At 68.3% G+C, this 10,838-nt stretch carries 11 protein-coding genes; 8 read left to right on the forward strand and 3 right to left on the reverse strand.

Going from position 1 to position 10,838, the window contains the following annotated elements:
• Positions 1 to 219 precede the first annotated feature (219 nt).
• Together D7X32_RS13225 and D7X32_RS13230 are read right to left on the reverse strand one after the other, a co-directional pair.
• Positions 220 to 1,425, reverse strand: a complete 1,206-nt coding sequence (locus D7X32_RS13225) for a vWA domain-containing protein (RefSeq protein ID WP_120602892.1) — start codon at positions 1,423 to 1,425, stop codon at positions 220 to 222.
• A 19-nt stretch (positions 1,426 to 1,444) separates the two neighbouring features.
• Positions 1,445 to 2,293, reverse strand: coding sequence for an AAA family ATPase (locus D7X32_RS13230; protein ID WP_120602893.1), 849 nt, complete (start codon positions 2,291 to 2,293; stop codon positions 1,445 to 1,447).
• 108 nt (positions 2,294 to 2,401) lie between these two features.
• Between D7X32_RS13230 and D7X32_RS13235 the strand changes: the two genes are divergently transcribed.
• The 6 genes from D7X32_RS13235 (at position 2,402) to D7X32_RS13260 (ending at position 8,067) form a co-directional block, all read left to right on the forward strand.
• Positions 2,402 to 3,097 (forward strand): vegetative protein, encoded by a 696-nt coding sequence (locus D7X32_RS13235; RefSeq protein WP_244238987.1) that lies wholly within the window; start codon positions 2,402 to 2,404, stop codon positions 3,095 to 3,097.
• Between the two features lie 131 nt (positions 3,098 to 3,228).
• Positions 3,229 to 3,759, forward strand: a complete 531-nt coding sequence (locus D7X32_RS13240; protein ID WP_120602895.1) for a hypothetical protein — start codon at positions 3,229 to 3,231, stop codon at positions 3,757 to 3,759.
• A 411-nt stretch (positions 3,760 to 4,170) separates the two neighbouring features.
• Positions 4,171 to 5,280 (forward strand): 3-oxoacyl-ACP synthase III family protein, encoded by a 1,110-nt coding sequence (locus tag D7X32_RS13245; RefSeq protein ID WP_120602896.1) that lies wholly within the window; start codon positions 4,171 to 4,173, stop codon positions 5,278 to 5,280.
• A gap of 45 nt (positions 5,281 to 5,325) precedes the next feature.
• Positions 5,326 to 5,943: a DUF2378 family protein gene (locus D7X32_RS13250; protein ID WP_120602897.1), complete on the forward strand. Its 618-nt coding sequence runs from the start codon at positions 5,326 to 5,328 to the stop codon at positions 5,941 to 5,943.
• Between the two features lie 41 nt (positions 5,944 to 5,984).
• Positions 5,985 to 6,500, forward strand: a complete 516-nt coding sequence (locus D7X32_RS13255) for a hypothetical protein (RefSeq protein ID WP_120602906.1) — start codon at positions 5,985 to 5,987, stop codon at positions 6,498 to 6,500.
• Between the two features lie 112 nt (positions 6,501 to 6,612).
• A complete protein-coding gene (locus D7X32_RS13260) occupies positions 6,613 to 8,067 on the forward strand; it encodes a hypothetical protein (protein WP_120602898.1) in 1,455 nt (484 codons plus the stop codon).
• 11 nt (positions 8,068 to 8,078) lie between these two features.
• On the opposite strand, the gene D7X32_RS13265 is transcribed toward D7X32_RS13260, so the two are convergent.
• The gene (locus D7X32_RS13265; protein WP_120602899.1) at positions 8,079 to 8,561 is read right to left on the reverse strand and encodes a nuclear transport factor 2 family protein; all 483 of its coding nucleotides are present in this window, start codon (positions 8,559 to 8,561) and stop codon (positions 8,079 to 8,081) included.
• 110 nt (positions 8,562 to 8,671) lie between these two features.
• On the opposite strand from D7X32_RS13265, the gene def reads away from it, so the two are divergent.
• Positions 8,672 to 9,211: a peptide deformylase gene (gene def, locus D7X32_RS13270; RefSeq protein WP_120602900.1), complete on the forward strand. Its 540-nt coding sequence runs from the start codon at positions 8,672 to 8,674 to the stop codon at positions 9,209 to 9,211.
• A gap of 38 nt (positions 9,212 to 9,249) precedes the next feature.
• The gene (locus D7X32_RS13275) at positions 9,250 to 9,954 is read left to right on the forward strand and encodes a sterol desaturase family protein (RefSeq protein ID WP_120602901.1); all 705 of its coding nucleotides are present in this window, start codon (positions 9,250 to 9,252) and stop codon (positions 9,952 to 9,954) included.
• The last annotated feature ends 884 nt before the right edge of the window (positions 9,955 to 10,838 follow it).

Consider the following 10,838-nt stretch of genomic DNA (forward strand, 5'->3'; position numbering starts at 1 on the left):
ATACCGCTGTTCCGGCCTGCTCGCCCTTCTTCAGTAGCGGGAGCAGCCCCTGGATGCGGATGGCTTTGGCGGATGGACGCTCAGCAGGTGTTTCCTGCCGTGAGTTGGATAGGCCGGAATGATTGGATTTTTCCTCCGCACCGGGAAATTCTGATGAGCGTTTGGGTTTGGCGTGTCGAGCAGGTGCTTTGACCCGCCCGATTACGAGGTGCGCAAAATCTAACGCCGCGCCGCCGCCCCGCGCGGTGTCTTCCCCCGGGTGAGGTGATTCACCGCCTCACCCAGTCCCTCCACGGTGAGGGCGAACATGGGGAACACGTTGGCGATGACCGCGATGGTGCCCGTGCGCCACGACCCGCGAGGCTCCGGGTTGAGCCACACGTTGCGCTCGAAGTGCTGCGCCAGCTGCATCATCCACGTGAGCCCCTCCAGCCCCTCCTGCCGGTACTGGCCATTCGCATCCGTGCGGATGCCCAGCTCATACGGGGCCATGGACGCGTCACCCACCATCACCAGCTTGTGATGCCTTCCCACCTGCGCGGTGAGCTCCGGCACGGTGATGCCGCCGGTGAGCTGCGGCGTGGCGTACAGCTTCCCGTAGACGCAGTTGTGGAAGTAGTAGGTCCGCAGCTCCTTGAAGTGCGAGGCCTGGCTGGCGACGCTGAACAGCCGGCTCACCAGGTGCGCGTACGGGTCCATGGACCCGCCCACGTCCATGCACAGCACCACGCGCGTGTTGGGCCGGCGCGGCGGGCGAGTCACCACCTCCAGCTCGCCCGCGTTCTTCGCGGTGGCGGCGATGCTCTCGTCCACGTCCAGCTCATCCGCCGCGCCCTCGCGAGCGAAGGCCCGCAGCTTGCGCAGCGCCACCGCCATCTGCCGCGTGTCCAGCACCACGTCGTCGCGGTAGCCCGCGTACTTGCGCGCGCCGGCCTGCCACAGCGCCTGCCCCTGCCGGCCGCCCGTGCCGCCAATGCGCACGCCCTGCCGGGCCGCGCCGTTGTTGCCAAAGGCAGACGCGCCGCCCGTGCCCACCCAGCGATTGCCGCCGTCGTGGCGCTCGGTCTGCTCCTTCAGGCGCTGCTCCAGTTGCCGGCGCAGCTCCTCCGGGTCCCACTGCTCCAGCAGCGCCAGCTCCTCCGGGCTCAGGTCGGTGCGCTCCTTGGCCTCCTCCAGCCAGGACAACAGCTCCTCGGTGAGCTTCAGCGCGTCGGACGCGACGCCCTGGAAGTGCGCGAGGAACGCCTGGTCAAAGGCATCCAGCTGCGTCTCCGAGTGCACCAGGAGCGCGCGCGCCACGTGGTAGAACCCATCCAGGCTGCTGTCATGCAGCCCGGCCTTCAGCGCCCCGGCCAGGGCGAGCGCCTCCTGCGCGCCCACCTTCACCCCGCGCTTTCGCAGCTCGTAGAAGAACGGCAGGAACATGGCGTGGTCCCCTTGCCGCTTAAGCGCGCGTCCGCCGGCCGCGCCCGAACGCCTCGGCCACCGCCACCAGGTCCTGCTCCTTCTTGAGCAGCGCGCCCAGGAACGGCAGCTGCTCCTCCAGCTTCAGCTCCACCACGCCGTTGGCCTTGAGCACCGAAATCCAGTCGATGAGCTCGCTGGTGGAGGGCCGCTTGCGCAGCCGCGTCATCGCGCGCAGCTCGTAGAAGACCTTGAGCGCCTGCTCCGCCAGGGCGGCGTCCAGCCCCGGGTGGTGCACGTCCACGATGCGCTGCATGAGCTCGCGCTCCGGGAAGTCGATGAAGTGGAACACGCACCGGCGCAGGAACGCGTCGGGCAGTTCCTTCTCGTTGTTGCTGGTGATGAGCACCACGGGGCGGTTCTTCGCCACGACCTCGTCGTTGGTCTCGGAGATGCGGAAGCGCATCCGGTCCAGTTCGTGGAGCAGGTCGTTGGGGAACTCCAGGTCCGCCTTGTCCACCTCGTCGATGAGCAGCACCACGCGCTCCGGCGAAGCGAAGGCCTCGCCCAGCGGCCCCAGGCGGATGTATCGCCGGATGTCTCGCACGTCCCCGTCCCCGAAGCGCGAGTCATACAGCCGCTGCACGGTGTCGTAGACATACAAGCCGTCCTGCGCGCGCGTGGTGCTCTTCACGTGCCAGGTGAGCAGCTTCAATCCCAGTCCCTGGGCAATCGCTTCCGCCAGGAGCGTCTTGCCGGTGCCGGGCTCGCCCTTGACCAGCAGGGGGCGCTGGAGCGTGAGGGCGCAGTTGACGGCCGCCTGCAGGCCCTCGCTCGTGAGGTAGGAGTCGGTGCCGCGGAAGCGAACAGGAGTGGGAACCGGAGTCATGGATGGCTCCTTTAACATCCTGGGCAATGTTTCCATCCCTCGACAGGCGGATGGGTGTATATCCTGCCCCACATGGCCCCACTTTCTCTTGAGACCGAACTTCGCGACATGGTCCGCCGCGAGTTGCAACTGCAACTGGCTCCCGTTCAGAAGGCCGTGGCCCGTATGGCCAAGGGGCTGGATGCGCTGGACGCGCTGCGCGCGGTAACCGACCGTCTGGCTCCGCTGTCCAGCCGCCTGGGTGCCGTGGCGGGCGTGCGTACGCCCACGCTGGCCCCGGAGCCGGCCGTCCGCCGCGGTCCGGGCCGTCCGCCGAAGTCCGCCGCCGCGAAGGCCGCGTCCGCCGCCGCGAAGGCCGCGCCCGCCGCGAAGGCACCGGCCGCGAAGGCCACGCCCGCCGCGAAGGCACCGGCCGCGAAGGCCGCGCCCGCCGCGAAAGCCGCGCCCGTGAAGACGGTCGCCGTGCCCGCCGCGAAGTCCCCGGGCCGTCCGCCGAAGGCCGCCGCCGTGGAAGACAACCAGGCCTGCGCCGTCATCGGCTGCAAGCGCCAGAGCCGCTCCAAGGGCTACTGCTCGGCGCACTACCAGAAGCTGCGCCTGCTCATCCGCACCGGCCGCCGTCCGGACGCGTGGGTGGATGGCGCGAAGTCGCAGTCGGTCCCGGACGTCACGCTGCCGCGTGGACGCGCGGGCAGCCAGGCGCTGAAGGAAGCGGCGAAGCCGGTCGCCCCCGCGGCGCCGCCCAAGCCCAAGGCGTGGCTGCGCAAGAAGGGCTCCAGTGGCGGAATGGTGTCGCTGAACTGACGGAGGACGTCGTCCGCGGTCCTCCCCGCGTGGCGGGTCGCCCCGAGCGGCCCGCCATCCGTGCCCCGGGCCCGACACGCACTGCTTCCTACGGTTGACATGAGGCCCGTGGCGGTGTGAATCCCGGCCCCATGAGCGAGCAATATCCAGTCACCGTCGCGGTCCGCCGTCCCGACGGTTCGGTGGAGCAGGTCCGGGTGGGCACGGCGTATCGGAACGAAGACGGCTTCACGCTGCAGCTGGGCGAGCTGTCCATGAGCGCCACGCCCGTCGCGGCGTCGGCCCCGGCGTACCGCCGTCCCGCGTCCTCGGGCGCCCCGTCCGGCGGGGGTGGTGGCGGCGACGGCACGCTCCTTCCCAACTACGGCCGCAGCAAGGGCGCCCCTGTCTACGGCGCCAGCCTCCAGGACCTGGAGTTCTACGCCAACGGCGCGCGCCGCTCCCTGGCGGACCCCAGCAAGTCGCGCTGGCACGACAAGGAGCGCCAGCTCCTCGCCGCCATCGAGGCGGAGATTGCCCGGCAGCGCGGTGAGGGCGGCGGTGGCGGCGAGCCCCCCGCGCGTGGCGGTGGTGGAGGCCGGGGCGGTGGCTACGGCTACGGCAACCCGCCGGACGACGGCGACATCCCGCCCCCCGGTGACGACGACAACATCCCGTTCTGAGGGGAACCTGGGCCCCGCGGCCATTCGACGGCCGCGGGAGATCCAATCGGTCCCGGTTTACGCAATACAGGTGGAGCGCGGTGCGCCCTGCTGGCCATCGGGGGAGGCATTGACATTCGGAAACCAATGGCAGACACCATGCGTGTTTTCGATGTCCACTTTGAGTGAATTGACACGCCGCGTGTGATTCATTCCACGTCGGTAGCTTCACTTTTGAAGTATTCCGCATCCTCCTGATTTCCCAGGCCTCAGGGGGTCTTCTGTCATCGCGTGCACTTCACGGATGACGTGTCCAGGAACAGGAACTCCGTCTTTCCAAGGGCTTAGGGAGTGGCCTGGAACGTGCTCTATGCACGCGTGCCAGGGAATCCATCCCGTCCGGCGAGGCTGTGAAATCGCGAGGCCATGGAAATGACCGAACGGGTGTGTGTCGTGGGCGCCGGTTCCTTCGTCCCTGCGCGGACCATCTCCAACGAGCGGATCGCGAAGGCGATCCCCGGTTGGTCGGCCGCCCGCATCGAGGAAAAGATTGGCATCAAGGAGCGCCGGTTCCTCTGGGACTTTGATGATGAGACCGGCCGCGCCATCCCCCCGCCGGACGACGTGCTGGGGCGCTTCTACCCGGCGACGAACACGGACATGTGCGAGGTGTCGCTGCGCCAGGCCCTCTCCCGCAGCGGCGTGGAGGCGAAGGAGCTGGACGCGCTGTTCGTGGTGACGTGCACCCCGGACGCGCCGCACTTCAACCACGACGCCATGGTGTTGCATGAGCGGCTGGGCCTGCGCGAGGACGCCTTCGCGCTGGTGGTGGACGACGGCTGCGGCGGCACGCCCTACGTGCTGGACCTGGTGCGCAAGATGATGGACGGCGGCCGCTTCCGCACGGTGGCGGTGGTGGCCTCGGCGTTCACCTCGCCGCTGCTCAACCGGGAGGTCTACACGGACGAGCTGCCGCCCACGCCGGGCCGCCCCAAGGCGCTCAACGCCTATCTGTCCATGTATGTCTTCGGGGACGGCGCGGGAGCGGTGGTGCTGCGCAAGCAGGAGGGCGAAGAGGACGGCCCGGGCATCCTCAACTCTTTCTCCGGCAACGCGTACGCGGAGCTGGTGACGCGCCGGGGCGGCGGCATGCTGAAGCTGCCCTACCAGCCGGGTCGCACGCGCCCGTCGGACATGGCCTTCGTGGTGGATGGCTTCAAGGTCGCGCGCAGCTACCCGGAGTACATGCAGAAGTGCCTGGACGCGGTGCTCACACCCGCACTCCGCGAGCAGGTGAAGCGCTACTACTTCCACCAGCCCAACAAGCGGGTGATGGACTCGTTCGTGAACCGCGCGGGCCTGCCGAAGGAGGCCGTGGCCTGCAACGTGGACCGGATTGGCAATACGTCCGCGGCCGGGATGTTGATTCTCCTGGCGGACGACCTGGAGCAGGGTCGTGTTGCACTCGGCACTGGGGACCTGGTGGTGGTGGCGGCTGTCGGTGCCAACGTCCATTATGGGGCCCAGCTCGTGCGGCTGTGATGTGCACGGGTCTTCATCTCCTCCCCCCCGGAGATTCCCCCCTCTATGAGTGAGCAGCGCAAGGAAGTCACAGGCCTGGATCCGGCCATTGCCCAGGACCTGGAGAAACGCCTGGCCCTGGCGACCCCCGACGACACGGCCCGAGGCATGTTCTTCAACGGAGCGCTGAACGCGGTGCGCATTCTCGGTGGCGATGCCGCGGTGGAGAAGTGCCTGGCGTCGGTGCAGGAGAAGAAGTTCGTGGACTTCTTCAACTACCCGGTGTCGGGCTTCCTGAAGTTGTCCTTTACCGGAGCGCAGTTGATGGGGCCGCAGCTGGGCGGCTTCGACGCGATGTTGCGCAAGATGGGCACGCAGGCGACCACGGACTTCCTGTCGTCGGCTGCGGGCAAGACGCTGTTGCTGCTCGCGGGTGACAGCCCGAAGCGGCTGGTGACGAACCTGCCCACGGGCTACCGCGCGGCGGTGAGCTACGGCGAGCGCACCGTGGAGTGGACCAGCGACCGCGCGGGCAGGCTCGTGATGAAGCGGGACTTCATGCCGCCCGCCTACCACGAGGGCGTGCTCCAGGGAGTCATCGAGGCGCTGGGCGCCCGGGGTGTCCAGGTGAAGGGCCGCCAGACGGGCCCGGTGGACACGGAGTACGCGCTGTCCTGGCAGTGACCGGAGCAGACAACCCGCGGTCCTGAAGGATGGGTTTGAACATGACGCGGGAGCAGGCGGGATCCACGGTGCGGCTGCAGTCCGGCTCGGAGTGGGTGTATGCCTTTCGCTCGCAGGAGGATGCCGCCACGCCACCGGATGAAGCGGTGTGCGCGGCGGCGCCCTTCAGTCCGACCGTGAAGCTGGGCGCGGGCCTCTACGTGCCGGTGGCGGACGGTGGCCATGAACGCGTGGGTTCGGCCACGGCCTGCTTCCGGCTGACGGACTGGGCCTTCACCCCGGGCACGCAGGTGCCGTTCTACGCGCGCTTCCTGCTGCCGGTGGGAGCCTTCACCGCGTCCGGCGAGTGCGTGCTCGTGAGCAACGACCAGCCCCAGGCGGGGGTGGTGCTCGCGGGAGGCACGCTGAAGCTGGTGGAGGTCCCGCCGGGCTTCGCGGGAGGCGTGCTGTCCAACCTGAGCGTGTTCAACCCGCTCAAGCTGCCCGGCTTCGCCACGGGCTCGTACTACACGCTCTACACCTTCCGGAAGGAAGGCACGGGCACCCCCAGCCCCTGAGCGCGGACGCACCGTGCCGGCCCCTCTCCCGGCACGCCACGGTGAACAGGAATGTCGGGGATGCCTGGGAGAATACGTCCCTGGGCATCCGATGCCATCACGAGGGGGACGCATGGAAAGCAGGTGGAATCCGCTCTACGAATCGCTCGGCTACCGGCCGCCAGCGACGGGCAGGGCCGCGCCGTCCGGGCTCCCGGCGGACGCTCCGCCGCCAGGGGACACGGACCTGCCCCTCCTCGGTCCCGAGGAGCTGGAGGCGCTCAAGTCCGCCTTCCTGCGCGAGCCGGAGGACGTGCTGCGCTGGACGGAGAGCGGCCTGGGAGCGAGGGCCACGGTGGGCGCGTTCGTGGAGGTGCTGCGCGAGCTCGAGCTGCTCTTCACGGACCCCGGCCAGTTCCAGGAGCGCCTGGACGCGACGGAGCGCCACGCCCGTCAGGGGACGGGAGGGTTGCCCGCGGATTTCACCTTCCCGCTGAGGACGGAGGAGATCCCCATCGACCCCACGCGCACGCGCTTCGAGCCTCAGTCCGACCTGCGCGGCTGGCTGTTGTTCAGCGGCCCGGTCTGGCTGGAGCAGGGCGCGGCGGCGCGGCAGGCGCCGTTCCGCTGGCACTTCGGAGCGAAGAGCCGCTTCGTCTATCCCCTGCGCGAGCCGGAGCCGGGCCAGCCAGTGGAGGTCGCGCTCTTCGCGGACTTCGGCACGGGCGAATACGCCTCCCGGTACATCGCCAGGCAACTCGTCATGCGAGGCGAGCGCCTGGACTGCGCGGTGCACCTGGGCGGCGTCTTCTACGCGGGCCGCCAGGGCGAGTTCGACGCGCACGTGGCGGAGCCATTGGAGCCGCTGCTCGGGACGACGTCGCTGCTGACGTTGAACGCGCCGCCGGAGATGCGCTCGGGCGCGGGCGCCTACTTCCGCTATCTGGACGAGCGGCGGGGCGCGGGCCCCCGTCACCCGCAGGAGGGCAGCTACTTCTGCCTCGCCGCGGAGCGCTTCCAGCTCATCGGCCTGGACACCGCCTGGTTCGAAGCGGGCCGTCACCGCGAGGCCGCGCTGCTGCAGTGGCTGGAGCAGCGCCTGTCGGAGGGGCGAAGGCGCGGAGCGATGAACATCCTGCTGAGCCACGCCGCGCCCTACGGGCCCGACGCGAAACAGCTCGCCCCATTGGTGACGGAGGACCTCAGGGCGCTGGTCGTGGAGCGCGAATGGGTGGACCTCTGGTGCTGGGGAGGCGCCCAGGCCGGAGCACTCTACGACCGGGCACCAGGCCTGCCCTTCCTCGGCGCCAGCCTGGGCCACGGAGGCTTCCCCTCCGAGAGGAGGGATGCGCCGGAGTATCCAATGGCACCGGTCCGCTTCTTCGAATCCCGGCCGCGCTTCCCGGAATGGACGGGCGTGCGCCAGGACCGGGGCAACCACGGCCACGCGACGCTGTGGCTGAACGCGGACGGCACGGCGTCGCTGCGCTACACGGACTGGATGGGACAGGTGCGCTGTGAAGCGACCCTGTCACGCCAGGGCCCCAAGGGGCCCGTGACGCTGAAGCAGCTCGACGTGAGGGAGTGAGTCAGGGCCCCTCAGGCTCCTTCGATGCCGCGCTCCTTCATGTACTTGCGAAGGCCCGCGGCGCCCTGGGCGCGCACCTTGTTGTGCAGCAGCGGCGTCCACCCGAGCGCCCAGCCCACGGGGCCCAGCGCCTGCCGCGACCAGGTCCAGAAGGGGAACCGGTCGGTGTGGCGGATGATCTTCCCGTCCTTGAAGTCGAAGGTCGCGTCGATGCGGTTGAGCACCTTCCGGCCCGTCTGGCTGAAGGTGTAGCGCGCATCCCAGTGGGCACTGCCGGAGCGGTCATCGGCCTGGACCTGGCCGAAGGTGAGCTCCAGGTCCTTGCCGCGCTCCAGCAGCATGCGCCACATGGAGGTGGCGCCCGCGTAGCGCAGGTTCTGGAACACGGCGTCGTTGAACTCCACGTCCGGGTGGTAGCAGGCGGCCATGCCGTCCGCGTCGCGCCGCTGGAAGGCCGAATAGAAGTCGGTGATGAGCTGGGAGTGCGGGTGCATGTCGACGGTCTATCAGACCCGTCCGGCGTCGCGCTCGGGCCATCCGGACGGTGCGCCGGCGCGCGGAAAGTGCCGAGCAATGGAAGAAACCGCATGGCAGAGTCGCGCGCATGGCTCGCGACATCGTCATCTGGCCCCACAAGGTTCTCACCACGTCCACCCAGCCCGTGACCGACTTCGGACCGGCGCTCGAAACGCTCCTCCAGGAGATGTCGGAGTCCATGGCGGAAGCCAAGGGCATTGGCATCGCGGCCAACCAGGTGGGAGTCCCCCTGCGAGTGGCCATTGTCGGCCGGGAGGACGGCACCCAGTTCGAAATCGTGAACCCCCAGATTCTGTCGAAGGAGGGGAGCGTGAAGCTGGAGGAGGGCTGCCTCTCCGTGCCGGACGTGTGGGAGAAGTGCCCCCGCGTGGAGCGCGTGAAGGTCCGCTACCAGGACAAGACGGCCCAGTGGCACGAACTGGAGGCGGAGGGGCGGCTCGCGCACGTGCTCCAGCACGAAATCGACCACCTGGACGGCCACGTCTTCGTGGACCACCTCTCCAGCCTGAAGCGGACCCTCATCCTGGACCGCATGAAGAAGCTGCAGAAGTCGCTCGCACGCCGGAAGGAAGAGCCCGAGGAGAGCAAGGGGACGAAGCGCTCCTAGCTGACGGTGAAGCGGAGGGGCGCGCTACGCTCGAGCGCATGGAAACGCGCTCCGTCCCCCGTCAGGTCCAGGCCTTCCGTGAGCAGTACCGGGCCCAGGCCATCGGGTCTGGCTACCGGGGGCAGGCCCACTTCGCCTTCACCAGCCTCGTCTGCCTGGGGGGAATCGCCCTGGCGCTGAGCCGGGTGGAAGCCCCCCGCCTCTGGGAGCTCCTCGGAGTCCCCGTCGTCATCGCGCTCGCGAACACGGTCGAGTTCCTCGGCCACCGGGGCCCGATGCACCACCGCACCCGGGGCCTGGGCCTGATGTTCGAGCGGCACACCGTCCAGCACCACCGCTTCTTCACCCACGAGGCGATGGCCTACGAGTCCAGCCGGGACTTCAAGATGGTGCTCTTCCCGCCGGTGCTGCTCCTCTTCTTCCTGGGAGCCATCGCCGCCCCGCTGGGAGCGCTCTGCTTCCTGCTGATTTCCCCCAACGCGGGCTGGCTCTTCGTCGCCACGGCGCTCGGCTATTACCTGGCGTACGAATGGGTGCACTTCGCCACGCACCTGCCGAGCGGCCATTGGAGCACCCGCCTGCCCGGCATCGTGTTCCTCCGGAGCCACCATCAGGTGCACCACCATCCCAGCCGGATGGGGCGCCACAACTTCAACATCACCTTTCCCCTCGGAGACGGGCTCTTCGGGACACGATGGATCGCCCCTCCGGATGAGGAGCAGGCGGCACGCCGAGGGAAGTGACGGGGAAAGAAGAAAGCCGGAGCCGGGGGTTCACACCTTGGAACGGCGTGCCCATATCCCGGGCGGCTGGGGACGAATGATCAGGCCCGGATCAATCAGGGTTTGACGTCACCGAATCGAAGCGTTAGACAGTGGACCCCCGCGCAACGGACCGCTGGCCCCCGGGCCTCGGAAAGTCAGCGCGGGGGGAAGAAAAGGATCGACGAAGCTTGTTGATCCCGAACGCGGCAAAGAGGTAGAAGCCGCGCCCCGCTCGAACGGCTCCGAAAGCAGCAGGTCGGACCAAGGAGCGGAAGCAGCAAACGGTCGCCACCAAAATGGTTGATCGCGGATGCGGTGGTGGTACAAGCCGCGCCCCTCGCTTCGAAGCCCGCGCACTGGCGCGGAAGGAACTTCGGAGAGAGAGCAGCACCGACAAGGAAATAGGGCAGTCAACGAGCGGGTTGACAGCGAACGCGGCGAAGAGATAGAAGCCGCGCCCCACCGAAGAAAGCAGTCCGGCAGGCAACACACGGACGGCGGGCGGTGAGGAAAGCTGACAGCGAGCGGTTGACAGGGAAGACGGCGACGAAGTAGAAGCCGCTCCCCTTCGAAAAGAAACGGCGAAAGTCACTGGACGGCGCCGACGAAATTCGAAGCAGCCCGCAGGACGCAAAAGCGAAGTTGACGCTGACTGCGAACTGAAATAGAAGCTGCAACCCCGCCGGTTGAGGCGAAACCGGCAACGAAGTAACGGTAGCAGAAGTCGCGAAGCAGGACAAGCGGCTCGGTCTTTGAAAACCAAATAGCAAGCCCAAGCAGTAATGGATTGCGGAAACCCGCAGTCAATTTTTTGAGGGCGCTTCACCTCAAGAGCAGCGCTGAAAAGCGCAGCGAGAGGGAAG

It is taken from the genome of Corallococcus carmarthensis (genome assembly GCF_003611695.1).
GTDB lineage: Bacteria > Myxococcota > Myxococcia > Myxococcales > Myxococcaceae > Corallococcus > Corallococcus carmarthensis.